This is a genomic window from Pseudomonas sp. TE36184 (genome assembly GCF_054060055.1).
Genome location: NZ_JBSSCU010000001.1, coordinates 4347354 through 4371003 on the forward strand (window position 1 = coordinate 4347354; position 23650 = coordinate 4371003).

Here is a 23650-nt window from a genome sequence, read left to right on the forward strand (position 1 = left end):
ATGCTGTATCCGACAAGGGTGGCACGGTGAATCCTAGCTGAGCGCGAGCGTTCTTGTGAGGCGCGTTATTCGCTCTTCGGCTCGCGAATCTTGTACCAGGCCACATACAGCGCCGGCAGGAACAACAGCGTCAGCAGCGTGGCAATGATGATCCCGCCGATCATCGCGTAGGCCATCGGCCCCCAGAACACTTCCCGCGCAATCGGGATCATGCCCAGGCTCGCCGCAGCCGCCGTCAGCAGGATCGGCCGGCGCCGGTGTTCGGTGGCTTGCACCACCGCATCCCACGGCGTGTAGCCGGCCAGTTCATATTCCTCGATTTGCGTCACCAGGATCACCGAGTTGCGGATGATGATGCCGATCAGCGCCAGAATGCCAAGGATCGCCACGAAGCCCATGGGCGTGCCGGTGGGGACCAGCGCCAGCACCACGCCGATCAGCCCCAGCGGCGCGACGCTGGCCACCAGGAACATCTTCTGCACACTGTGCAGTTGGATCATCAGGAAGGTCGCCATCAAAAACAGCATCAACGGCACCACGCTGGCAATCGGGCCCTGGGCCTTGCTGCTTTCTTCCACGGTGCCGCCGGTGGCGACCTTGTAGCCCACCGGCAGGCCGGCGTTGAACGCATCGATCTCGGGCTTGAGCTGTTTGACCAGATCGGTCGGCTGCATCGCGTCGCGCACCGCCACCTTGAGGGTGATGGTCGGCTTGCGGTCGCGGCGCCACACCAGCGGCTGCTCCAGCTCATAACGCACAGTGGCGAAAGCCAGCAGCGGAATCGAGACGCCGTTGGGCGTGACGATCTGCAGGTTCTGCAAGGTTTCCGGCGTGCCGCGCTCGGCATCTTCGGCGCGGCCGACCACGTCGATCAGGTAGATATCGTCATGCACCTGAGTCACCGACGCGCCGCTGACCACGCTGTTCATCAACTGCGCCACGTCTTCGGAAGACAAGCCCAACTGCCGCGCCTTGTCCTGGGCAATCTCGATGCGCAGGACTTTGCCCGGTTCGTTCCAGTCGTAAATGATCTCGCCCAGGTGGCGGTTCTTGTCCAGCAAGGTCGCCAGTTCGATGGCGTGCTTGCGCACCTGGTCAGTGTCTTTGCCGGAAACGCGGTACTGGATCGGCCGCCCCACCGGCGGGCCCATCTCCAGCGGCTGCACAAAGCTGCCGACGCCGACGAAATCCTCACGCAGGCGTTTTTGCAGGCGCGCGATCAACTCGCCGCGCGCCTTCAGGCCCTTGCTGACGATTACCAACTGCGCGTAGTAGGGGTTTTCCAGTTGTTGGTCGAGAGGCAGGTAGAAACGGATCGCGCCCTGGCCGATGTAAGTGCTCCAGCGCTCGATATCCGGGTCGTCCTTGATGATCGCTTCGAGGCGGTCGACGGCTTTGCGGGTTTCGTTGATCGAAGCGTTTTGCGGCAGGTTGAGGTCGACGAGGATCTCCGGACGGTCCGACGACGGGAAGAACTGGTTCTGCACAAACTGCATGGAAAACACCGACGCCGCGAACAGCGCCACGGTGATGCCGATGGCCCACCAGCGGTTGCGCATGGCCCACAGCATGCCGCCATTGAAAGCGCGGCCGATGCGCCCCGGTTCGGCACTGTGGGGTTTCACGTTGGCGCTGAGGATATGCACGCCGATCACCGGCGCAAACAGCACCGCCACCACCCACGACACCAACATCGCCACGGCAATCACCGCGAACAGGGTGAAGGTGTACTCGCCCGCCGAACTGGCGTTGAGGCCGATCGGCACAAACCCGGCCACGGTCACCAGGGTGCCGGTGAGCATCGGGAACGCGGTGGAGGTGTAGGCGTAGGTCGCCGCCTGCGCCTTGGTTTCGCCTTTTTCCAGGCGCGTGATCATCATCTCCACGGTGATCATCGCGTCGTCCACCAGCAAGCCGAGCGCGATGATCAGCGCCCCCAGGGACACGCGCTGCATGGTGATGCCGGTGTATTCCATGAACACGAACACCAGCGCCAGCACCAGCGGGATCGAGCACGCCACCACCAGCCCGGCACGCAGGCCGAGGCTGATAAAGCTCACCACCAGCACGATGATCACCGCTTCGAACAGCGCGCTGGTGAAGCCGCCGACGGCCTCTTGCACCACTTCCGCCTGGTCGGAGACCTTGTAGACGCCGACCCCCACCGGCAGGTCGGCGGTCAGTTCGTCCATGCGCGTGTGCAGGGCCTCGCCGAACGACTGGATATTGCCGCCCTTCTGCATCGCGATCGCCAAACCGATCGCCGGCTTGCCGTTGAAACGGAACATTGGCGTCGCCGGGTCAACGTAGCCGCGGCTGATGTCGGCGACGTCCGCCAGGCGATAGAAGCGGTCGTTGAGGCGCAGGTTGACGTTGGCCAGGTCTTTTTCCGAGGCGAACTGCCCGGACGTCCGCACGGAAATGCGCTCCGGCCCGGCTTCGATCACCCCGGCCGGGGTCACTGCGTTCTGCGCCTGCAGGCTCTGCACCACCTGGCGTTGGTCGATCCCCAGGGCCGCGAGTTTGCGCGTGGAGAAATTCAGGTAAATCACTTCGTCCTGCTGGCCGATCAGCTCGACCTTGCCCAGGCCCGGCACCGCACGGATCTCGGCGCGCGCCTGCTCCACGTAGTCGCGCAGCTGGCGCATCGACAGGCCGTCGCTGGTAAAGGCGTACACCGAGCCGAACACGTCACCGAACTCATCGTTGAACGACGGCCCCTGCAAGCCCTGGGGGAAGCTGCCGCGAATATCGTCGATCTTCTTGCGCACCTGGTACCAGATCTCGGGGATCGCCTTGGCGCTGGTGGTGTCCTTGAGGTACACGAACACCGTGGACTCACCGGGCCGGGTGTAGCTGTTCACGTAGTCGAGGGCGTCGAGTTCTTCGAGTTTTTTCTCGATGCGGTCGGTCACCTGTTTGAGCGTTTCTTCCTGGGTCGCGCCCGGCCAGCGGGTCTGGATCACCATGGTTTTGATGGTGAACGAAGGGTCTTCCTCGCGGCCCAGGTTCTTGTAGGAAAACACGCCCATCAGCAGCGCGACGAACATCAGGTACCAGATAAAGGACTGATGCTTGAGGGCCCATTCGGATAAGTTGAAGCTCCCTTTCATCGCGGGCTGTCCTCGTCGATCTTGACTGTTTGCCCCGGTTGCAGGCTGTTCACACCGGCGACAATGATGCGCTCACCGGGCTTGACCCCGCCGTTGAGCAAAACGCTGTCGGCGTCACGACTGAGCACCGTGACTTCACGCGGCTGCACGGTCCGGCTTTGGGTGTCCAGCAGCCAGATCCGCGTTTTGCCGTCGATTTGCTGCAAGGCGCTCAACGGCAGTTCGATGCGCGGTGGGATGGCCGAGCTCAAGGTCACGCTGATCGCCGTACCCAGCAGAAAAGCCGCCGGCGTGTCGGCCAGGGTCAGGCGCGCGCGACGGGTGCGCGTGGCGCTCTGGGCCTGGGGTTCGATTTCGCGCACGGTGGCAGTGGTGTTCACGCTGGGGTCGAGTTGCCCGGCGACGAGGAACACCACATCAGGCGGCAGACGCTCGGCGAGGCCGGCGGGCAGGTCGATCACCGCCTCCTTGATGTCCGGGCGCGCCAGGGTCACCACTTGCTGGCCCGCGCTGACCACCTGGCCGGCCTCGGCGTTCCAGGCGGTAACGATGCCGCCATGGTCGGTACGCAATCGGGCGTAGTTGAGCTGGTCCTTGGCCTGGTTGACCGAGGCCTGCGCCTGGTCGAGGCTGGCCTGGGTGGTTTTCAGGTCGGTCTGGGCTGCGTCCAACTGGGCCTGGGCGCCGACGCCACGGTTGAACAACGCCTGCTGGCGACGGGCGCTGGCCTGGGCGTTGATGAACTGCGCCTGCACGCGGGCGAGGTCGCCTTGGACCGCGCGCAGTTGGTTCTGCTGGTCGGTGGGGTCGAGTACGGCGAGTACCGCGCCCTTCTCCACCTCGGCGCCGACATCCACGGTGCGGTGGGCAATGCGCCCGGGCACGCGGAACCCCAGGTTGCTTTCGTAGCGCGCCTGGATGGTGCCGGCGAAACGACCGAGGGTTTCCTGGTCTTCGGCTTTCACTTCCATGGACAACACCGGGCGCACGGGCTCGGGTGGCGGGTCGTTCTTGGAGCAGGCCAGCAGCAATAGGCTGGCGGCGAGCAGGCCGGTCAGGCGCATCATGGTTGCACTCCTTGGGCCTGGGCCGAGTCGGGCGGCTGGGCGATTTCGACGCGCATGCCGGGGTGCAGCAATTGCCCGCCGGCCACCACGACTTTTTCACCGCCCTGCAGACCGTCACTGATGATCACCTTGCCGGTGAGGTAACGCGCCACACTGACCTTGCGCAGCTGCGCCAGGCCGTCGCCATCCACCAGCCACACGGCGGGGTCGCTGAGGTCTTTGGTCAGCGCCGACCATGGCAGCTCGATGCTGGGCTTGGCCGGGCCGTTGGCGGTAGCGCTGACCACCGAGCCCAGATGCATGCCCGCGGGCAGGGCCTCCAGAGCGATTTTGACTTGCACCGTGCCGGTATTGGCAGCGACGGCCGGGGTAACTTCGCGGACGTGGCCCTGGACCTTGATACTGGGGTTATCCAACAGGCTCACCGTGATCGGCGCATCGGCCGGCGGTTCCACCAGCAACGACTCGTACACGTCGAATACCGCGTCGCGCTCGCCCTCGCGGGCCAGGCTGAAGATCGGCACGGTGGCCTGCACCACCTGGCCCACTTCAGCCTGGCGCGCAGTAATCACCCCGGGGGCCTCGGCGAACAGCGCGGTGTAGCCCAGTTGCTCGCGGGCATTGGCCAGTTGCGCCTGGGCGGCGGCCAGGGCGCTTTGGCTGCTGCGCAACGCGGCCTGGGCGGTGTCGTATTCGCTGCGGCTGGTGTAGCCCTTGGGCAGGAGTTTTTCCTGGCGCACGAACGCGGCGGCGGTCTGCTTGACCCGCGCCTGCTCGGCCACGACCTGGGCCTGGGCGGAGTCGACATTGCTCTGCAAGTCCTTGGGGTCGAGCTTGGCCAGCACTTGCTTGGCGCTGACATGGTCGCCCACATCGACCATGCGCTGAATGATCTTGCCCCCCACGCGAAAGGACAGATCGGTTTGCACCCGCGCCTGGATATCGCCGGTCAGCGTGACGGCCACTGCGTAGTCAGTCGGCTGCACGGTCTGCACGAACACCCGCGCATGCTGCTTGGGCTCGGCTTTTTCCTGGCCGCAGCCGCTCAGCAGCGCCAACAGGCCAAGTGCGAAAATAACTGTCGAAGGGTGACCGCCCATGCAGGCTCCTTTACGTGATGCCAACTTGCCGGAGTGTAGGCGACTACGACCTTTTAGCAGGGTTCCATGTGCATGGATGGCGCCCAACGCCAATGGTTCCGAAGCCAAACGAATGCCCACGCTCAAGACGCCGGGTAGCCCGGCCTTTATTGGCATAAACCGTCGATTTTTGATACCGAAATATCACATTGATATCGCCCAACACGATAGCTGCCAGATTCGCGGGGTTGGCGAGTGACGGCTATGGTTGTGGGGTCTGTGATTCGAGGGAATGAACAATGAACGAAGCGAAACCGATTGATCCGCAGGAGCTGGTGAAATGGTTGGTGGCATTGCGCAGGGCGATCAACGCCCGAGTGCGGTGAAACGCTGAAAATCCACTGTAAGATAAAAATCAAATGTGGGAGGGGGCTTGCCCCCGATAGCGGTATGACAGTCACCGATGCATTGACTGAACCACTGCTATCGGGGGCAAGCCCCCTCCCACAATTTTGAGCGCATTCCAAATTCCACCCATAAAAAAACGCCGACGCTGTGCAAGCCGTCGGCGTTTAAACCTTGAAAGGTTTTACCGCTCGATCAGAACGCCGGCACGACCGCGCCGTTGTATTTCTTCTCGATGAACGCTTTGACTTCCGGGCTGGTCAGGGCCTTGGCCAGTTTCTGGATAGCAGCGCTGTCCTTGTTGTCCGGGCGCGCCACCAGGAAGTTCACATACGGCGATTTGGCGTCTTCGATGATCAACGCGTCCCTGGCCGGGTTGAGGCCGGCTTCCAGGGCGTAGTTGGTGTTGATCAGGTCCAGGTCAACCTGGTCCAGCACGCGTGGCAGCAGGGCTGATTCCAGCTCTTTGAACTTCAGGTTTTTCGGGTTGCTGGCAATGTCTTTTGGCGTCGCCAGCGCATTGGTCGGGTCTTTCAGGGTGATCACACCGGCCTTCTGCAGCAGCAACAGGGCACGGCCGCTGTTGGAGCCTTCGTTCGGAATGGCCACAGTGGCGCCATCTTTGAGCTCAGAAATGTTTTTGATTTTCTTCGAGTAACCGCCGAAGGGTTCAACGTGTACGCCCACCACAGTAACCAGGTTGGTGCCCTTACCCTTGTTGAAGTTTTCCAGGTACGGCAGGGTCTGGAAGTAGTTGGCGTCCAGACGCTTCTCGGCCACCTGCACGTTGGGCTGTACGTAGTCGGTGAAGACTTTGATTTCCAGATCCACGCCTTCTTTGGCGAGGGTCGGCTTGACCAGCTCGAGGATCTCGGCGTGCGGGACCGGGGTAGCGGCCACTATCAGCTTTTCGTTGGCCTGGGCGAAGCCCGCAGTCAGGGCAGCCGCCAGTGCGGTAAACAACAGAACCTTTTTCATGAGTGTCCTTATCGACATTCCGGGGCGTCTCTGACGACCGTATTGGGGTGGAGTGCCAGCGAAGTGCTATCGCGGCGTGAGAGTGACAATACCTAGATTTTTTATTCCCGAACAATACCTTTTATTCAGGTTGATATTCCATTTTGTTCATGTAGGAATTTGCGCAAGGTTTCCCGCTCGGCCGCACTGGCGCTTTCGAATATCCGCTGCACCTGCTCCAGCGGCGAACCGGCGGTCGGCAGGTTCAAATGCTCCGGCAAGATTTCGTCGCCGCTGCTGACCAGCAAGGCAAAGTGGATGACGTTCTCCAGCTCGCGGGTATTGCCCGGCCAGCTGTGGTGTTCCAGCACGCGCTGGGCCGCGTCGCTGATCAGCGGCACCGGCAGGTCCAGGCGCTGGCTGTAGATGCCGAGGAAGTATTCGGCCAGGGACAGGATGTCGCCGACCCGCTCGCGCAAGGCCGGCAGGTCCAGTTGGCCTTCGCTGAGGTAATGGAACAGGCGCTCATTGAACTTGCCTGCGGCCACGGCCTGGGCCAGGTCGATGCTGGTCGCCGCCACCAGGCGCACGTCCACCGGGCTTGGTTGCTGCGCGCCGACGCGGGTGACTTCGTGGTTTTCCAGGGCGGCGAGCAATTTGACCTGGATCGGCAACGGCAAGTCGCCGATCTCATCCAGGTACAAGGTGCCGCCGTTGGCCGAGCCGAACCAGCCGGCCCGGCTGCTCGCCGCGCCACTGTGGGCGCCAGCGGCGTAGCCGAACAGCTCGGCATCGGCATAGGTCGGGCTGATCGCGCCGCAATTGACCGAGACAAACAGCCCGGCGCGGTCGCTGCCCCGATGGATATGCCGCGCCAGCAACTCTTTGCCGCTGCCGGTCTCGCCACGGATCAACACCGGCAAGGCGCGGGGCGCGAGGTGTTCCAGCGCTTCGCGCAGTTGCCGCGAACGCGGGTCGACGAACACCAGTGCCTTGGCGCGGATGCTCAGCGGGCTTTTTTCGGCGTCGGGGAAGGTCAGCAGCGGCTGACCGAAGGTTTCATGCAGACTCATGGCAGGCTCCCGCCCCCAATCCGCTCAGGGACGGGGCGTTGAAAAAGGTTCAGGCCGTGCGCCGGGCGTGATGCTCCAGGCGGCTTTGCAGGCGATAGAGATACGCGAAACCCTGCTCCCAGCGCTGGTGGCCGGACTTCACATTGATATGCCCCGCGCCGGACAAAATGCCGGCTTCAGCACCCCACTCGCGCGCCAGCTCCATGGCCCTGGGGGCGCTGACGGCACTGTCGTTGTCGGAGCTGACCACCTGGCTGGGAAACGGCAGCAGGTCGCGTGGAATCGGCGCGAAGTTACGCAGCGCGGGGGCACAGGCCGGGCGTTCGACATCCGCCGGCGCCACCAGCAACGCCCCGCGCACCTGCCGCAAAAATTGCAGCGGGGCAGTGGCAGCCCAGTGGGCCACGGTGATGCAGCCCAGGCTATGGGCGATCAGAATCACTGGCGTGCTGTCGGCGGCGATCGCCTCGGCCAGCGCCGCCACCCAGTCTTCGCGACGCGGCGTCAGCCAATCGGCCTGCTCCACCCGGGCGCTGTTGGGCAGGCTGTTCTGCCAATGCGTTTGCCAATGATCTTCTGGCGATCCTTGCCAGCCCGGCACGATCAGGTAACGAATCGATTCGCTGTGCATGGGTGTGCCCTCCTGCAGCGTTTAACGTTGCTGGACAGTATAGGGACGGGGTTTATATTCGTTAAGGAATAAGAAGCTATTTATTAATAACTAAAAAATCAAACTATGGGAGGGGCGGTGTATCAGCTAGCGCATTCATCAATTGATCCACCGTCATCGGGGGCAAGCCCTCTCCCACATTTAACAGCCGGGCTTGCCCGCGATCGCGAGAGCCCAGGCCACACATCTATCAGCGCCCGCGATCGCGACGCAGTAGTTTTTTCACGCGCATGACCAGCGCCTTGTCTTCAAACGGCTTGAGTAAATAATCATCCTCATGCAATTCCAAGTCGCGCAGACGGTCTTCGATCCCACCCGGGCTGGTCAGAAACAACACCGGCGTCTCGCCCTTGTGCCGAATCGCCTGCTGCAGTGTCCAGGCATTCAGCCCCGGCAGCATCACGTCCAGAATCACCAAGTCGTACTCGTTGCCCTCGACAAACCGCTGGGCGGCCATGCCGTTGGCCGCGACTTCCACGGAATAACCGGCCTCGTTCAAACCCTGGGCCATCCGCTGTGCTTCTTCGGATTCATGTTCCACTAACAGCACGCGCATAACACACCTCGATTGATCAGACCTGCAGGCTAACACCCTCAGGTGCGCGCCGCCTCACGCAGGCGCTGTGCATCGAGGATTTCGATCTCGCCATAGCCCAGGCGCACGATGCCCTGGGCTTGCAGGTCCTTGAGCAAGGCGTTGGTGGTCTGGCGCGACAGGCTCAACATCGCCGCCAGGTCTTCCTGGGGTAACTGCAGCCGGCGTTTTGAGGGCTCGATGTCGCCGTACCCTTCAATGATCATCAACAAACGATGGGCCAGCCGCACCGAGGCGGGCATCAGGCTGAGCTGTTCGAGGCCGATGAAACTCAGGCGCAACTTTTGGCTCATCAACAAGGCCAAGTCGCGCCAGTACTGCGGGGTTTCATCGAGAATGTCGAGCAATGCCTGCTGGGGCACCTGCAACAGCCTGCACGGCCCGACCGCACAGGCGTCGTGGGTGCGCGGCAGGCCGTCGAACAGGCAGATTTCACCGAACCAGTAGGGCGACTCCACCAGGCTGAGCAGCGCTTCCTTGCCCTGCTCGTTCACCGCGCTGATCCGCAAACTGCCGTCGAGCACCGCATACAAGCCGCAGGGCGGGTCACCGCGCTTGAACAGGTATTGCCCCGCCGTCAGCAGCCGCAGCCGCGCGTGGGCCAGCAGACTATGCTGAAAAGCGCCGGGCAAGTGGCTGAACCAGTGCCCAGCAGCCAGCCGGGGTCGCCATTGCTCTGCGTTCATGAGAACTCCGAAGATTGTCGCCCAGCTGACAGTTAGGCGAAGGCTGACAGGGCATGATCAAACATCCTACAGGAGGAATAACAATGAAAAGCCTCGTCGACCACCTCAGTCAATACGCCGCCTACCACCGCGACCCGCGCAATATCGCCAGCCATTTTATCGGCATCCCGCTGATCGTGGTCGCCGTCGCCGCGTTGCTTTCACGCCCGGAGTGGCCGCTGGCCGGGCTCTGGCTGTCGCCGGCGCTGATCGTTGCGCTGCTTGCGGCGTGGTTCTACCTGCGCCTGGAACTCGCGCTGGGCGTGCTGATGAGCGTGCTGATGGGCTTGTCGGTGTGGGCCGGGCACGTGCTGGCGGCGCAAAGCACGACGGTCTGGCTCAGCGGCGGTATCGGTATGTTCGTGGTGGGTTGGGTGATTCAGTTTGTCGGGCATTACTACGAAGGCAAGAAGCCGGCGTTTGTGGATGATGTGTCGGGGCTGATCGTCGGGCCGTTGTTTGTGGTGGCGGAGTTGGCGTTTTTGCTGGGGTTGCGGCATGAGCTCAAAGAGCAGATTGAACGCCGCTCCGGGCCAGTCGCTCGCCGCGATCTAAAGCCGAGAGAAGTCTGAATGTGGGAGGGGGCTTGCCCCCGATTGCAGTGGGTCAGTCACTGAAGATATTGACTGATCCACTGCTATCGGGGGCAAGCCCCCTCCCACATTGGGTGTTGTAGTGTCCTTAGGCTTTTTGCCAGACCTTGGGTTTGAAGAACAAGGTCTCGCCCCGCGCCAGGCCGATCAGGCTGTCGTGGTCTTTCACCACTTCGGCTTCGATCAGGTCGCTCTGGCCTTCGACTTTCAAGGTCACCCGCGTGGTCGCCCCCAGCGGCCGGATATCGCGCACTTCGGCGGCATGGTGGTCTTCCAGTTCATGGCGCGACAGCGACACTTCGTGGGGGCGGAACAGCACGTGTTGGTCGCCCCCCAGGTGCAGGCGGTTGGAGTCGCCGAGGAAGTGGTAGACGAAATCGCTGGCCGGGTTTTCGTAGACGTCGCCCGGTGAGCCGATCTGCTCGATCACGCCCTTGTTCATCACCACGATACGGTCGGCGACTTCCATCGCCTCTTCCTGGTCGTGGGTCACGAACACCGAGGTCAGGTTGATATCTTCGTGCAGGCGCGCCAGCCAGCGGCGCAGCTCTTTGCGCACCTTGGCGTCGAGGGCGCCGAAGGGTTCGTCGAGCAGCAGCACTTTGGGCTCCACCGCCAGGGCGCGGGCCAGGGCGATGCGCTGGCGTTGGCCGCCGGAGAGTTGTTCCGGGTAGCGGTCGGACAGCCAGTCCAGTTGCACCATGTTCAACAGTTCGTGGACTTTGACCGCGATCTGGCTTTCGTTCGGGCGCTGGTTTTTCGGCTTCATGCGCAGGCCGAAGGCGACGTTATCGAACACGGTCATGTGGCGGAACAGCGCGTAGTGCTGGAACACAAACCCGACGTTGCGATCACGCACGTCGTGGCCGGAGACGTCTTCACCGTGGAACACGATGCTGCCGGTATCCGGGGTTTCGAGACCGGCGATGATGCGCAGCAAGGTGGTCTTGCCGCAGCCGGAGGGCCCAAGCAACGCCACCAGCTCGCCACTCTGGATGTCCAGGTTGATGCTATTCAGGGCCTTGAAGGCGTTGAAGTTCTTGCTGACATTACGGACTTCGATGGACATGGATTATTCCTCAGCCGCAGCTGCGCGCAGGCGGTTGATACGGTTCTCGCTCCACTGCTTGAGCAGCAGGATGAAGAGCGCCAGGATCAGCAACAGACTCGCCACCGCAAACGCGGCGACGTGGTTGTATTCGTTGTAGAGAATCTCGACGTGCAGCGGCAACGTGTTGGTCACGCCGCGAATGTGGCCGGACACCACCGACACCGCGCCGAACTCACCCATCGCCCGCGCGGTACACAGCACCACGCCGTAGATCAGGCCCCATTTGATATTCGGCACGGTGACATGCCAGAACATCTGCCAGCCATTGGCGCCAAGCAGCCGCGCGGCTTCTTCTTCCTGGGTGCCTTGTTCCTGCATCAGCGGGATCAGTTCCCGGGCCACGAACGGCACGGTGACGAAGATGGTCGCCAGCACGATGCCCGGCAAGGCGAACACGATCTGGATGTCATGCGCCTGCAGCCACGGGCCAAAGAAGCCCTGGGCGCCGAACATCAGCACATAGACCAGGCCCGCGATCACCGGCGACACCGAGAACGGCAGGTCGATCAGCGTCACCAGGATGCTCTTGCCACGGAACGAGTACTTGCTCACGCACCATGCGGCGCTGACGCCGAACACCACGTTGAGCGGCACCGAGATCAGCACGGCGACCACCGTGAGCTTGAGCGCCGACAGCGCATCGGGCTCGAGGATCGCGGTGAAGAACGCGCCGAGGCCATTCTTCAAGCCCTGGGACACCACGATAAACAGCGGCAGCACCAGGAACAGGAAGAACACCAGCCAGCCCAGGCTGATCAGGATGCGCCGCGACAGCGCACTGCCACGCCGGGCAGCGTTGGCCGAGGACGCGGCGGAGATAGACGATTGGGACATGTTCCGCGCCTCCTTATGGGTGTTCGATGCGCCGCTGCAGCAAATTGATCAGCAGCAGCAACACGAAGGAAACCACCAGCATCAGCACACCGATGGAGGTGGCGCCGTGGTAGTCGTACTGGTCGAGCTTGACCATGATCAGCAGCGGCAGGATCTCGGTCTTCATCGGCATGTTGCCGGCGATGAAGATCACCGAACCGTACTCACCGACGCCACGGGCAAACGCCAGGGCGAAGCCGGTCAGCCAGGCAGGCAGCAACGCGGGCACGAGGATGTAGCGAAACACCTGCAACGGCTTGGCGCCCAGGCAGGCGGCGGCTTCTTCGATTTCCCGGGGGATATCGGCGAGGACCGGCTGCACCGTGCGGACCACGAACGGCAACGTGACGAAGGTCAGCGCCAGGGTGATGCCCAAGGGGCTGTAGGCGATCTTGAAGCCCAGGTCGGCGGCGAACTGGCCGACCAGGCCGGTCGGGGTGTACAGCGCGGTCAGCGCGATACCGGCGACAGCGGTGGGCAGGGCGAACGGCAGGTCGATCATCGCATCGATGATCTTGCGCCCGGGGAAGGTGTAGCGCACCAGCACCCAGGCCAGCAGCGTGCCGATCAGGCCATTGATCAGCGCCGCGTACAGCGCGGTGCTGAAGCTCAACTTCAATGCCGCCAGCACACGCGGTGCGGTGATGATGTTCCAGAACTGATCCCAGGTAAGTTGAGCGGCGTGTACAAACATCGCCGCGAGGGGGATGAGTACGATCAGGCTGAGGTACACCACGGTGTAGCCCAGCGTCAGCCCGAAGCCGGGTATGACGGGGGAAATACGACGCGACATAAAAGTCCTTGGTTAGCAGGTCTGACACACAAAACCCGCAGGTGAATGCGTGCTCTGTAGGAGCGGGCTTGCCCGCGAAAAACGTCAACGATAACGCGCACATTCTGGGTGCACGCGGTGCCTGGACCTTCTTCGCGAGCAAGCTCGCGCCTACAGAGGGCGGTGTTTTTATTGCGCCGAGTAGATCTGGTCGAACACGCCACCGTCGTTAAAGAATTTCGGCTGCGCAGTTTTCCAGCCGCCGAAGTCTTTGTCGATAGTCACCAAATCCAGCTTCGGGAACTGCTGGGCGTATTTGGCGGCGATTTTCTCATCGCGTGGGCGGTAGAAGTTCTTCGCCGCAATCTCCTGGCCAGCCGGGCTGTACAGGTGCTTGAGGTACTCGGTAGCGATCTCGGTGTTGCCCTTTTTCTCGGCGTTCTTGTCGACCACGGCCACAGGCGGCTCGGCGAGGATCGACAGGGACGGTACGACGATGTCGAACTTGTCGGCGCCGCCGTTTTCTTTCAATGCCAGGAACGCCTCGTTTTCCCAGGCCAGCAACACGTCACCCTGACCGTTGTTGACGAAGGTGATGGTCGAACCGCGCGCCCCGGTGTCGAGGACCGGTACGTGCTTGAACAGCTCTTTGACGTATTCCTGCGCCTTGGCTTCGCTGCCACCGGCTTTCAGGCCATAGGCCCAGGCGGCGAGGAAGTTCCAGCGCGCACCGCCGGAGGTTTTCGGGTTCGGGGTGATGACCGCCACGTCTTTCTTGATCAGGTCGCCCCAGTCCTTGATGCCTTTGGGGTTGCCCTTGCGCACCAGGAACACGATGGTCGAGGTGTACGGGGTGCTCGCATCCGGCAGGCGGGTCTGCCAGTTTTCCGGCAGGGTCTTGCCCAACTTGGCGATTTCGTCGATATCACCGGCCAGGGCCAGGGTCACGACGTCGGCACGCAGGCCGTCGATCACCGCACGGCCCTGTTTGCCCGAGCCGCCGTGGGATTGCTGGATCTTGACGCTGTCGCCGGGGTGGGACTGTTTCCAGTAGCTGGTGAACTCAGCGTTGTAGTCCTGGTACAGCTCACGGGTCGGGTCATACGAGACGTTGAGCAACTCGTAGTCCTTGGCAACGGCAGACCCGGCAAACACGGCGCTGGCCAAGGCAGCCAGGGCGTAACGGCGAATCGACGACATAGAAAGCTCCTGAAATTCCGGGGTGTTGGCTGACGACTGCAGGAGCGAGCTGGCTCGCGAAAAACGTCAACGATAACGCTGCACATCAGGTGCAACGCGTTGCCTTCAAGCTTTTCGCGAGCAAGCTCGCGCCTACAGGGGCATTTTTTATAGTGATGGGTCTATCGCCGCTCTTGCTCAGGCCGGTTTGTTACCCGGGTTCTGCAGGCGGAATTTTTCTTTGCGTTCGATCTGTACCACTTGAGCGTTGTGTACAGTGATTTCCACCGCGCCAAAGCGCAGATCGCGCAACGCGCTCTGGATCTCACGCAAAATGGCTGCTTCGTCCTGGCCGTCGACGCTACGTAGAGATGCGCTCATGGTCTCGCTCCTGAAATGAAAAGTGCCGCGCAGTGGCGGCACTGCTTGCGGCGTGAGGGCGATAGTAGATAAGCGCGGATATTCTTAAAAATACTATTTAAGAATGTTTATATAACCAGAAAGAATTTTCTGGCCGGACGTGGGGTTACGACGGCGTTTTGTGGCCAAGTGCCAAAATCGAGCCTGGCGAATATCCAATTGTGGGAGGGGGCTTGCTCCCTCCCACAGTTGACTGCATTTCAACTCTGGATGGCGGGTGCCCGGTCCCAGTCGATTTCACACGCCGGCATCGGGCGGCCAAACCAATAGCCCTGGCCCATGTCGCAGTTTTGCTCCAGCAGGAACCGCGCCTGCTCCACCTGTTCGATCCCTTCGGCGTGTACCTGCATGCCCATGCTTTTCGCCAGGGCGATCACCACGCGCACGATGGCGGCGTCGTCTTCATCCCACGGCACCCCGGCGACAAAGCCCTGGTCGATCTTGAGCTTCTGCACCGGCAGGCGCTTGAGGCGCAGCAGCGACGAATAGCCGGTGCCAAAGTCGTCAATGGCCAGGCGCAGGCCCAGCTCGCGCAGGCGGTGCAGTTGTTCCAGGGCCACTTCGGGGTCTTCCATCACCGCGCTTTCGGTGACTTCCAGCTCCAGGTAAGCCGGGTCCAGGCCAGTGTCGTGCAGCACCTTGGCGACTTGCTCATACAACTCGCGTCGCGCAAACAAGCGACTGGACACGTTGATCGCGATAAACCTCAACGGCACGCCGTCCTCCAGCCACTGGCACATCTGGGCGCAAGCCTCGTGCATGACCCAGGCGTCGATATCGGCAATCAACCCGGTGCGTTCGGCAATGGGGATGAACTCGACCGGCGGTACCAGGCCGCGCTCCGGGTGTTGCCAGCGCACCAGGGCTTCGACGCCGATCAGGCGGCTGGTGTGCAGGTCGTGAACCGGCTGGTAGTAGACACGCAGCTCCTGCTGGTCGAGGGCGCGGCGCAGTTCGCCGGCAATTTCCACGCGGTTCTGCGCGTGGGCAGTCAACTCTTCGGTGTACAACGCGTAGCCTTCACGGCCGACGCTCTTGGCCTTGAACAACGCGGAATCGGCGTTACGCAACAACTGCTGGGCACTCAGCGCGTCGCTGGGAAACAGGCTGATGCCAACGCTCGCACTGATAAACAATTGGTGGCCGTCGAAATTGAACGGGAGTTTCATCGCATCGAGCATGCGTTGCGCGAGCGCGGCGGCCTGCACCACCTGTGGACAGTTTTCCGCCAACACTGCGAATTCGTCCCCGCCCAGCCGCGCCAGCGTCACGCCGGTGCCGAATTGGCTTCTCAGGCGTTCACCGACCAATTTGAGCAACTGGTCGCCGACGTTATGGCCCAGGCTGTCGTTGATGATCTTGAAGTGGTCCAGGTCGAGCAGCAGCAACGCACAGCCGCGTTTATGCACTTGCGCCGAAGCCAGGGCCTGCTCGGCGCGGTCGGTGAACAGCAGGCGGTTGGGCAGGTCGGTCAGCGGGTCGTGGTGCGCGAGGTGCGCCAGTTCGTGCTCGGAATCCTTGATGGCGCTGATATCGGAAAACACCGCGACGTAATGGCTGACATGGCCGAGGTCGTCGTGAATCACCCGGATGGTTTGCCACTGTGGATAAATTTCGCCGCTTTTGCGCCGGTTCCAGATTTCCCCGCTCCACTCGCCGGTTTGTTCCAGGGCCAGGAACATCTGCTGGTAAAAACTCGACGAATGGCGGCCTGACTTGAACAAGCTGGGTTGCTCGCCCATGACATCTTCGCGCCGATAGCCGGTGATCGCCATAAAGGCCCGGTTCACATGGACGATCTGCCCCTTGGCATCGGTGACCAGCACCCCTTCACGGGTGCAATCGAACACGGCAGCGGCCTGGCGCAGGCGCTCACGACTCTCTTTGAGCGGTTGCTGCAATTCGTTGACGCGCGCAAAGCGCGCGCAAATCAGGTAAATCACCAGGGCGCTGAGGGCCACCCACACATAGCCGCGCAGCTGCAGCCACTGATCTAACTCAACCGGGTCATCGAGGAACTTGATCAATACCCGGTGAGTAAGCACAACCCACAGCAGCGAAACCAGCAGATATACCAACCCCGCGCGCCGGGCACCTCGGTATGAGAACAACATATGGCCAGTAATCCTTACTAAAAAGCTAGATTCGCCCTACAAAGGTTACGGATTATAGAATAAGAAACATCCCGTCACTCCTATCTGAAAGGTCGGCTGGTTTTCTCTGTGAGCTTAGTGATAATGCGTGAGCTGTTTTTTTCTTTTTCTGAGGGCCATACAGCCTATGTGGTACAACGGTTTTCTTGACCTGTCAGCCTGGCAACTGGTGGCAGTCACCCTGTTGATGACCCACGTGACCATTATTGGGGTCACCGTCTATCTGCACCGCTATTCAGCCCATCGCTCCCTGGAGCTCAATGCCGGCCTGAAACACTTCTTCCGCTTCTGGCTGTGGCTGACCACGGCGCAGAACACCCGCGAGTGGACCGCCATCCACCGTAAGCATCACGCCAAATGCGAAACCGTCGACGACCCGCACAGTCCCGTCATTAAAGGCCTGTCTACCGTATTGCGCAAAGGTGCCGAGCTCTATCGCGCCGAAGCGGAGAACCCCGAGACCCTGCGCATCTACGGCAAGAACTGCCCGGACGACTGGATCGAACGCAAACTCTACACGCCCTACCCGCTCTTGGGTGTGGCAATCATGGGTGTGATCGACCTTCTGCTGTTCGGCACCATCGGCATCACCATCTGGGCGATCCAGATGATGTGGATTCCATTCTGGGCCGCCGGTGTGATCAACGGCCTCGGCCACGCCGTGGGCTATCGCAACTTCGAATGCCGGGACGCGGCGACCAACCTGGTGCCGTGGGGCATCATCGTGGGCGGCGAAGAGCTGCACAACAACCACCACACCTACCCCAACTCCGCCAAACTGTCGGTGAAGAAATGGGAGTTCGACCTCGGCTGGGCGTGGATCAAGCTGTTCAGCCTGCTGCGCCTGGCCAAGGTGCAGCGCGTCGCGCCGATCGCCCACCGTGTCGAAGGCAAGGGCCACCTGGACATGGACACCGCCATGGCGATCCTCAACAACCGTTTCCAGATCATGGCCCAGTACCGCAAGCTGGTGATCGGCCCGCTGGTCAAGCAGGAACTGGAGAAGGTCGATCACTCGGTGCGCCATCAGTTCCACCGTGCCAAGCGCCTGCTGTCGCGGGAAACCAGCCTGCTGGATGACCGCCACCACCTGCGTATCCAGAGCATGCTGGAACACAGCCAAGCCCTGAAAGTGATCTACGAAAAGCGTCTGGCCCTGCAGCAGATCTGGCTCAAGACCAGCTCCAACGGCCACGATATGCTGGCCGCGATCAAGGAATGGGTGCATGAGGCCGAGGCCAGCGGCATCCAGTCCCTGCGCGATTTTGCCCACCAATTGAAGACCTACTCGTTGCGCCCTGCAACGGTGTGAACACGCGGAGGGGGAAGGCTTGCCTTCCCCTTTGATCGCTTTTTTGACGCCATTCTCCAGACACCCATAAATCCGTCACAATCGCCCCCAATGACGGAACTTAGACGCAATTCGCCCCTCTCAAACAACACTTCGCCATCATGGTGGCCCCTTGTTGTGACCGCTGCTGAACCCTGCGGCGCGCCCAGAGAGAGTTGTGCCGATGGTCCAAGAAAAAACGCACCTGCCCGATCCCCCCACCGCTGAACCCCCACGCCCCGCAGCCGCAGCAACCTTGCTGGCGTTGATGCACGCCCAGGGCGAGGTCGAGCGGCTGAGTGAGCGTGAGCAATTACTCAGTTCCCTGCTGGTCAGCGTGAATGCGGTGCTATGGGCCATCGACTGGGCGTCGCGACGCGTGCTGTATGTGAGCCCGGCGTATGAGCGGGTATTCGGCCGTTCCGCCGGCATGCTGCTGGCCGACCACCGGGAATGGCGCAACAGCATTCACCCCGAAGACCTCGACTACGCCGAACACAGCCTGGCCCGCGTACTCGAACAAGGCGCCGTGGAAGACCGCGAGTACCGCATCATCACGGCCGGCGGGCAGATTCGCTGGCTCAGCGACAAGTGCTACATCAACCAGCAGGCCGAACCGGGCGAGCCGTTGATCGTGGTCGGCATGGCCGAGGACATCACCGACAAGAAACAGTTGGAGCTGGAGCTGCACCGCCTGGCCACCACCGACGTGCTGACCCAGAGCAGCAACCGCCGACACTTTTTCGAATGCGCCAACCAGGCCTTCGACAGCGCCCGCGCCCAGGCTGCGCCGCTGGCATTCCTGCTGCTGGACATCGATGACTTCAAGGACGTCAACGACACCTACGGCCACTTGGAGGGCGATCAGGTGTTGCGGCGCATTGCCGAGAGCGGTCGTGGCGTACTGCGCCGTGGCGACCTGTTCGGGCGCATTGGCGGCGAAGAGTTCGCCGCCGTGCTGCCGGGTTGCGCGCCGGAGATGGCGCTGCAAGTCGCTGAGCGGCTTGGCAAGGAAATCCAGGCGTTGAGCTTCAGCTATGAAGGCCACGCGTTCACCGTGACGGTCAGCCAGGGCCTGGCCAACCTCAACGAGCAAGACTCGACCCTGAACAGCCTGTTCGCCCGCGCGGATGGCGCCATGTACGAGGCCAAGCGCCTGGGCAAAAACCGCGTGGTTGCTGGCTAGAGGATCAACACAGAGCAAATGTGGGAGGGAACCTGCCCCGCCCACATCTGAACTTCATAACCCTTTAGGCCTTGCGCAACCTCATCAGCTCCGACAGCCCCATTTTCAGCAAGCGCGCGGTCTTGCTCCTGGCCAGCGCTTCCAGCCCTTCATGCTCGGTCAACCGCGCCATCTGCGCCGCCAGGTTCATCACCAGCGCCTCCCGCGAATACACCCCGCCTTCCAGGGAGTAGATCGCCGCGATCAACTGACGCAGTTCCAGCGGCAAGCGCCAACGCGTGCGCAACGCCGAACCGTAGGCGGCACCCAAGGCGTGCAGCGACTCGCCAATCGCTTCGTCATCCAGCGCCCCGCCACCCTGGCGCCAGTCTTCCAGGCAGCTCAACAACGCCAGGTCGCCGAGCCGATGCAGGATGCCCGCGCTGTAGCAGCGCTCGTGGTCCAGCTCCAGCATGCGCGCCAGGCGGCGGGCGTAGTCGGCGGTGTCCTGGGACAACTGCCAGTGACGCTCGGCATACGCCACCAGGCCTGGATCACCCAATACCACGTTGTGCTTGAGCGCCAGGCCGAGTATCAGGTTCATGCTTTGCCCGGCCTGCAGCTTGTGCAACGCCGCCGACAGGGTCTGCACCGGCGTGCCGTGATGGCCGGCGCTGTTGGCGGCGGCGATCAGCACGGCGGTGATCTGCGGGTCCATACACACGCGGTCTTCCAGGCACTTGAGGTCCAGGCCCTCCGGCCCGAGGCTGTCTTGCACGGCGGCCTTCACATCGACCCACAGCGGCGCGCCATCGCAGGCGTCGCGGCGGCGCTCGAGGAACACCGGCAAGGTCATGCCCGGCGCCAGTCGCGGCACTTCGCAGTACACGCTTTCGCCTTCGTTGAGCAGCAGGTCTTGCAGGCGCTGGGTCAGGCCGTCCATGTTCAGCGGTTTGGTCAGATACGCCGTGGGCGCCAAGGGCAAGGCCTCACGCACGCTGGCGCTGTCATTGCGACTGCTCAAGAGGATGAACGGCAACGCGGGCGAGCGACGCTGCTGACGCACATTGCGCAACAGGCTCAGGCCATCGATGCCCGGCAGTTCCCAATCCGCCACGATCAGGTCGTAGGCTTTGTCGCGCAGCAGCGTAGCCGCTTGCCGGCCATCGCCACACATATCCAGCCGTGCGTCGCAACGCACATTCAACAACACCTGCTTGAGCAGGTCCCGCGACCAAGGGTCTGCCTCAGCAATCAACACCCGGGGTACAGCGGGTAAATCCACAGCACTCATCCTGCACGCTCCATCTGCAATGCCTGCACCTTAGACAATGCGGCGGCCTACGTACAATGAACAACCACTGAATGTGCTGCATCAGGTAAAAAAAAACCCGCCGAAGCGGGTTTTTTCTATCGATCGGTTCAGCCCGGGCTTACAGCTCGGAGAAGCACTCTTCGATGATTGCCAAGCCTTTGTCCAGTTGCTCGTCCGGCGCGGTCAGCGGCACCAGGATGCGCAACACGTTGCCGTAAGGGCCGCAGGACAGCAGGATCAAGCCTTTCTCACGCGCCTTGGCCACTACAGCGGCGACGGCAGCAGCGTTTGGCTTGTGGGTGTCGCCACCTTCGAACAGCTCGATCGCGATCATCGCGCCCAGGGCACGCACGTCGCCGATCACCGGGTACTTGGCCTGGATGGCCTTGAGGCCGGAGACCAGACGCTCGCCGACGGCTTTGCAGCGATCCAGCAGGTGCTCTTCTTCGAACACTTCCAGCACGGCCAGGGCCGCGGCGCAAGCGATCGGGCTACCGGCGTAGGTGCCGCCGAGGCCGCCTGGCGCGATGGCGTCCATGTATTCGGCCTTGCCGCACACACCGGCCAACGGGAAACCGCCGGCGATGGATTTGGCGAAGGTGGTCAGGTCGGCAGTCACGCCCATCTGTTCCATGGCGAAGAACGTACCGGTACGGCCGGCACCGGTTTGCACTTCGTCGGCGATCAGCAGGATGCCGTGCTTGTCGCACAGTTCGCGCAGGCGCTTCATGAAAGGTTTAGGCGCGACGTAGAAACCGCCTTCGCCCTGCACCGGCTCGATGATGATGGCAGCGATATCACGCGGCTCGGCATCGTTCTTGAAGATACGTTCGATGCTGGCGATGGAGTCGTCGACGCTCACGCCATGCAGTTCGTTCGGGTACAGCGCGCGGAAGATGCCGCCTGGCATCAGGCCCATGCCGGCCGAGTAAGGCACGACTTTACCGGTGAGGCCCAGGGTCATCATGGTGCGACCGTGGTACGCGCCGGTGAACGCGATGATGCCAGCACGGCCAGTGGCAGCGCGGGCGATTTTCACGGCGTTCTCAACTGCTTCGGAACCGGTGGTGACCAGCAGGGTTTTCTTGGCGAAATCACCTGGGACCTTGGCGTTGATTTTTTCGCACAGTTCCACGTAAGGCTCGTAGGCCAGTACCTGGAAGCAGGTGTGGGTCAGCTTGTTCAGTTGCTCGGTCACGGCCGCGATGATTTTCGGGTGTACGTGGCCGGTGTTCAGCACGGCGATACCGCCGGCGAAGTCGATGAACTCGCGACCTTCAACGTCGGTCACGGTGGCGTTCTTCGCGGACTCGGCGAAGATCGGGTGAATCTGGCCAACACCGCGTGGTACAGCGGCTTCGCGGCGTTTCATCAGGGAAGCGTTGGTCTTGCTCATAAAGTCCTCATTCGCCACTCATCGGGTGGCGTTGTTCAAGGAATACGTGGCGGGGGGCAACTACGGCAGCATGCGATGATCGACTGACACAGCGTTCCCGGCCACTACGAATAACGGTGTAAAACACGCAAAGGGTCAGCGCTCTCGTGCCCTTTGCGTTTGCAGCAATGCCTTGCCGGGCTTAGATGCCCAGGCAGAGGTATTTGATTTCCAGGTAATCCTCGATCCCGTACTTGGAACCTTCACGGCCCAGGCCCGAAGCCTTGATACCGCCGAACGGCGCCACTTCGTTGGAGATCAACCCGGTGTTGACGCCGACCATGCCGTATTCCAGGGCTTCGGCCACACGGAACACACGGCTCAGGTCACGCGCATAGAAGTAGGACGCGAGGCCGAACTCGGTGTCGTTGGACATCGCGATCACTTCGGCTTCGTCCTTGAAACGGAACAGCGGCGCCAGTGGGCCGAAGGTTTCTTCCTTCGCCACAGCGGCATTTTTCGGCACGTTGGTCAGGATGGTCGGCTCGAAGAAGTTACCCTCCATGACCTTGCCGCCCGCCAGCAGCGTGGCGCCTTTGGCCAGCGCGTCCGCAATGTGTTCCTGGACCTTGGCCACGGCTTTGCCGTCGATCAGCGGGCCGGTGGTGGTGCCGTCTTCCAGACCGTTGCCGATCTTGAGCTTGGCCACCGCCACTTTGAGTTTTTCCGCGAACGCGTCGTACACCGCGTCTTGAACGTACAGACGGTTGGCGCAGACGCAGGTCTGGCCGTTGTTGCGGTACTTGGAGATGATCGCGCCTTCGACGGCCTTATCCAGGTCAGCGTCGTCAAACACGATGAACGGCGCGTTGCCGCCTAGCTCCAGGGACACTTTCTTGATGTCCTTGGCGCATTCGGCCATCAACTGGCGACCGATTTCGGTCGAGCCGGTGAAGGACAATTTACGCACGATCGGGTTGCTGGTCAGCTCGCTGCCGATATCGCCGGCGCTGCCGGAGACCACGCTGAACACGCCTTTCGGAATGCCGGCACGCTGCGCCAGTTCAGCCAGGGCGAACGCCGAGAACGGCGTTTGCGAGGCAGGCTTGAGCACCATGGTGCAACCGGCGGCCAGGGCCGGGCCGGCTTTACGCGTGATCATCGCGGCGGGGAAGTTCCACGGCGTGATCGCAGCGGTCACGCCGATCGGTTGCTTGATCACGATCAGACGCTTGTCCGGCTGGTGGCCGGGAATCACATCACCGTAGATGCGCTTGGCTTCTTCGGCGAACCACTCGATAAAGGAGGCGGCGTAGACAATTTCGCCCTTGGCTTCGGCCAGCGGCTTGCCCTGTTCCAGGGTCATCAGGCGCGCCAGGTCTTCCTGGTTCTCGATGATCAGCTCGAACCAGCGGCGCAGCTTGTTGGCGCGCTCCTTGGCGGTCAGCGCACGCCAGGCCGGCAGCGCTTTGTCCGCCGCTTCGATGGCGCGGCGGGTTTCAGCGGCGCCCATCTTCGGCACGGTGCCGAGAATCTCGCCCGTGGCGGGGTTGTTGACCTTGATGGTCTGACCGTTGTCCGCATCGACCCAAGCCCCATCGATAAAGGCTTGCTGGCGGAACAACTGGGCATCTTTAAGCTGCATGTCGGCTTTCCTTAACAGCACCGCGCGCGCGCGGA

Annotated in this window: 20 protein-coding genes; 3 read left to right on the forward strand and 17 right to left on the reverse strand. The window is 62.1% G+C overall.

Going from position 1 to position 23650, the window contains the following annotated elements; translation table 11 throughout:
- Positions 1–65: 65 nt before the first annotated feature.
- From ACVWZP_RS19545 to ACVWZP_RS19580, 8 genes are all read right to left on the reverse strand, one after another.
- Positions 66–3113: an efflux RND transporter permease subunit gene (locus ACVWZP_RS19545; protein WP_457370067.1), complete on the reverse strand. Its 3048-nt coding sequence runs from the start codon at positions 3111–3113 to the stop codon at positions 66–68.
- Positions 3110–4180, reverse strand: a complete 1071-nt coding sequence (locus tag ACVWZP_RS19550) for an efflux RND transporter periplasmic adaptor subunit (protein WP_301555664.1) — start codon at positions 4178–4180, stop codon at positions 3110–3112. Before ACVWZP_RS19550 ends, ACVWZP_RS19545 begins: the two co-directional genes overlap by 4 nt.
- A complete protein-coding gene (locus ACVWZP_RS19555; protein ID WP_256823168.1) occupies positions 4177–5280 on the reverse strand; it encodes an efflux RND transporter periplasmic adaptor subunit in 1104 nt (367 codons plus the stop codon). Before ACVWZP_RS19555 ends, ACVWZP_RS19550 begins: the two co-directional genes overlap by 4 nt.
- A gap of 579 nt (positions 5281–5859) precedes the next feature.
- Positions 5860–6642 carry a MetQ/NlpA family ABC transporter substrate-binding protein gene (locus tag ACVWZP_RS19560; RefSeq protein WP_046488782.1) on the reverse strand — a complete coding sequence of 261 codons (783 nt, stop codon included), beginning with the start codon at positions 6640–6642 and terminating at the stop codon, positions 5860–5862.
- A 125-nt stretch (positions 6643–6767) separates the two neighbouring features.
- Positions 6768–7694: a sigma 54-interacting transcriptional regulator gene (locus ACVWZP_RS19565; protein ID WP_046385070.1), complete on the reverse strand. Its 927-nt coding sequence runs from the start codon at positions 7692–7694 to the stop codon at positions 6768–6770.
- 49 nt (positions 7695–7743) lie between these two features.
- Positions 7744–8325: an alpha/beta hydrolase gene (locus ACVWZP_RS19570; RefSeq protein ID WP_448119888.1), complete on the reverse strand. Its 582-nt coding sequence runs from the start codon at positions 8323–8325 to the stop codon at positions 7744–7746.
- A 229-nt stretch (positions 8326–8554) separates the two neighbouring features.
- Entirely contained in the window at positions 8555–8920 is a 366-nt protein-coding gene (locus tag ACVWZP_RS19575) for a response regulator (protein WP_128192249.1), read from the reverse strand.
- A gap of 38 nt (positions 8921–8958) precedes the next feature.
- Positions 8959–9645, reverse strand: coding sequence for a Crp/Fnr family transcriptional regulator (locus ACVWZP_RS19580; RefSeq protein ID WP_457370068.1), 687 nt, complete (start codon positions 9643–9645; stop codon positions 8959–8961).
- A gap of 83 nt (positions 9646–9728) precedes the next feature.
- On the opposite strand from ACVWZP_RS19580, the gene ACVWZP_RS19585 reads away from it, so the two are divergent.
- Positions 9729–10256 carry an Mpo1 family 2-hydroxy fatty acid dioxygenase gene (locus ACVWZP_RS19585; RefSeq protein WP_457370069.1) on the forward strand — a complete coding sequence of 176 codons (528 nt, stop codon included), beginning with the start codon at positions 9729–9731 and terminating at the stop codon, positions 10254–10256.
- Positions 10257–10365: 109 nt separating this feature from the next.
- Here ACVWZP_RS19585 and ACVWZP_RS19590 read toward each other — a convergent pair whose 3' ends face one another.
- The 6 genes from ACVWZP_RS19590 to dibA form a co-directional block, all read right to left on the reverse strand.
- Positions 10366–11346: a sulfate/molybdate ABC transporter ATP-binding protein gene (locus ACVWZP_RS19590; protein ID WP_457370070.1), complete on the reverse strand. Its 981-nt coding sequence runs from the start codon at positions 11344–11346 to the stop codon at positions 10366–10368.
- A 3-nt stretch (positions 11347–11349) separates the two neighbouring features.
- Positions 11350–12222, reverse strand: coding sequence for a sulfate ABC transporter permease subunit CysW (gene cysW / locus ACVWZP_RS19595; RefSeq protein WP_017848608.1), 873 nt, complete (start codon positions 12220–12222; stop codon positions 11350–11352).
- A gap of 13 nt (positions 12223–12235) precedes the next feature.
- Entirely contained in the window at positions 12236–13054 is an 819-nt protein-coding gene (cysT, locus tag ACVWZP_RS19600) for a sulfate ABC transporter permease subunit CysT (protein ID WP_017848609.1), read from the reverse strand.
- 168 nt (positions 13055–13222) lie between these two features.
- Positions 13223–14233, reverse strand: coding sequence for a sulfate ABC transporter substrate-binding protein (locus ACVWZP_RS19605; protein ID WP_017848610.1), 1011 nt, complete (start codon positions 14231–14233; stop codon positions 13223–13225).
- Positions 14234–14410: 177 nt separating this feature from the next.
- Positions 14411–14593 (reverse strand): sulfur starvation response protein OscA, encoded by a 183-nt coding sequence (gene oscA / locus ACVWZP_RS19610; protein ID WP_010565387.1) that lies wholly within the window; start codon positions 14591–14593, stop codon positions 14411–14413.
- 239 nt (positions 14594–14832) lie between these two features.
- Positions 14833–16746, reverse strand: coding sequence for a phosphodiesterase DibA (dibA, locus tag ACVWZP_RS19615; RefSeq protein ID WP_288074980.1), 1914 nt, complete (start codon positions 16744–16746; stop codon positions 14833–14835).
- Positions 16747–16912: 166 nt separating this feature from the next.
- Here dibA and desA point away from each other — a divergent pair, with 166 nt between their 5' ends.
- Both desA and ACVWZP_RS19625 read left to right on the forward strand, forming a co-directional pair.
- On the forward strand, positions 16913–18097 hold the full coding sequence (desA, locus tag ACVWZP_RS19620; protein ID WP_046385075.1) for a delta-9 fatty acid desaturase DesA: 1185 nt from the start codon (positions 16913–16915) through the stop codon (positions 18095–18097).
- Between the two features lie 202 nt (positions 18098–18299).
- Positions 18300–19301, forward strand: coding sequence for a sensor domain-containing diguanylate cyclase (locus tag ACVWZP_RS19625; protein WP_457370071.1), 1002 nt, complete (start codon positions 18300–18302; stop codon positions 19299–19301).
- A gap of 64 nt (positions 19302–19365) precedes the next feature.
- Here the strand turns inward: ACVWZP_RS19625 and ACVWZP_RS19630 are convergent, their stop codons facing one another.
- The 3 genes from ACVWZP_RS19630 to gabD all read right to left on the reverse strand — a co-directional run bounded on the left by ACVWZP_RS19630 (position 19366) and on the right by gabD (position 23615).
- The gene (locus ACVWZP_RS19630) at positions 19366–20574 is read right to left on the reverse strand and encodes an HDOD domain-containing protein (protein WP_457370072.1); all 1209 of its coding nucleotides are present in this window, start codon (positions 20572–20574) and stop codon (positions 19366–19368) included.
- Between the two features lie 139 nt (positions 20575–20713).
- Entirely contained in the window at positions 20714–21991 is a 1278-nt protein-coding gene (gene gabT / locus ACVWZP_RS19635; protein WP_017848615.1) for a 4-aminobutyrate--2-oxoglutarate transaminase, read from the reverse strand.
- 181 nt (positions 21992–22172) lie between these two features.
- Positions 22173–23615, reverse strand: a complete 1443-nt coding sequence (gene gabD / locus ACVWZP_RS19640) for an NADP-dependent succinate-semialdehyde dehydrogenase (protein WP_046385078.1) — start codon at positions 23613–23615, stop codon at positions 22173–22175.
- Positions 23616–23650: the final 35 nt, after the last annotated feature.

What these genes read in the sequence shown, in the direction of transcription:
- cysW (WP_017848608.1), bottom strand. Translation starts at nt 12,222, where the DNA reads ATGTCCCAATCGTCTATCTCCGCCGCGTCCTCGGCCAACGCTGCCCGG.
- ACVWZP_RS19575 (WP_128192249.1), bottom strand. Translation starts at nt 8,920, where the DNA reads ATGCGCGTGCTGTTAGTGGAACATGAATCCGAAGAAGCACAGCGGATG.
- cysT (WP_017848609.1), bottom strand. Translation starts at nt 13,054, where the DNA reads ATGTCGCGTCGTATTTCCCCCGTCATACCCGGCTTCGGGCTGACGCTG.
- gabD (WP_046385078.1), bottom strand. Translation starts at nt 23,615, where the DNA reads ATGCAGCTTAAAGATGCCCAGTTGTTCCGCCAGCAAGCCTTTATCGAT.
- ACVWZP_RS19545 (WP_457370067.1), bottom strand. Translation starts at nt 3,113, where the DNA reads ATGAAAGGGAGCTTCAACTTATCCGAATGGGCCCTCAAGCATCAGTCC.
- ACVWZP_RS19565 (WP_046385070.1), bottom strand. Translation starts at nt 7,694, where the DNA reads ATGAGTCTGCATGAAACCTTCGGTCAGCCGCTGCTGACCTTCCCCGAC.
- ACVWZP_RS19585 (WP_457370069.1), top strand. Translation starts at nt 9,729, where the DNA reads ATGAAAAGCCTCGTCGACCACCTCAGTCAATACGCCGCCTACCACCGC.
- ACVWZP_RS19625 (WP_457370071.1), top strand. Translation starts at nt 18,300, where the DNA reads ATGGTCCAAGAAAAAACGCACCTGCCCGATCCCCCCACCGCTGAACCC.
- ACVWZP_RS19570 (WP_448119888.1), bottom strand. Translation starts at nt 8,325, where the DNA reads ATGCACAGCGAATCGATTCGTTACCTGATCGTGCCGGGCTGGCAAGGA.
- ACVWZP_RS19605 (WP_017848610.1), bottom strand. Translation starts at nt 14,233, where the DNA reads ATGTCGTCGATTCGCCGTTACGCCCTGGCTGCCTTGGCCAGCGCCGTG.
- ACVWZP_RS19550 (WP_301555664.1), bottom strand. Translation starts at nt 4,180, where the DNA reads ATGATGCGCCTGACCGGCCTGCTCGCCGCCAGCCTATTGCTGCTGGCC.
- desA (WP_046385075.1), top strand. Translation starts at nt 16,913, where the DNA reads ATGTGGTACAACGGTTTTCTTGACCTGTCAGCCTGGCAACTGGTGGCA.
- ACVWZP_RS19590 (WP_457370070.1), bottom strand. Translation starts at nt 11,346, where the DNA reads ATGTCCATCGAAGTCCGTAATGTCAGCAAGAACTTCAACGCCTTCAAG.
- gabT (WP_017848615.1), bottom strand. Translation starts at nt 21,991, where the DNA reads ATGAGCAAGACCAACGCTTCCCTGATGAAACGCCGCGAAGCCGCTGTA.
- ACVWZP_RS19580 (WP_457370068.1), bottom strand. Translation starts at nt 9,645, where the DNA reads ATGAACGCAGAGCAATGGCGACCCCGGCTGGCTGCTGGGCACTGGTTC.
- ACVWZP_RS19630 (WP_457370072.1), bottom strand. Translation starts at nt 20,574, where the DNA reads ATGAGTGCTGTGGATTTACCCGCTGTACCCCGGGTGTTGATTGCTGAG.
- ACVWZP_RS19560 (WP_046488782.1), bottom strand. Translation starts at nt 6,642, where the DNA reads ATGAAAAAGGTTCTGTTGTTTACCGCACTGGCGGCTGCCCTGACTGCG.
- ACVWZP_RS19555 (WP_256823168.1), bottom strand. Translation starts at nt 5,280, where the DNA reads ATGGGCGGTCACCCTTCGACAGTTATTTTCGCACTTGGCCTGTTGGCG.
- oscA (WP_010565387.1), bottom strand. Translation starts at nt 14,593, where the DNA reads ATGAGCGCATCTCTACGTAGCGTCGACGGCCAGGACGAAGCAGCCATT.
- dibA (WP_288074980.1), bottom strand. Translation starts at nt 16,746, where the DNA reads ATGTTGTTCTCATACCGAGGTGCCCGGCGCGCGGGGTTGGTATATCTG.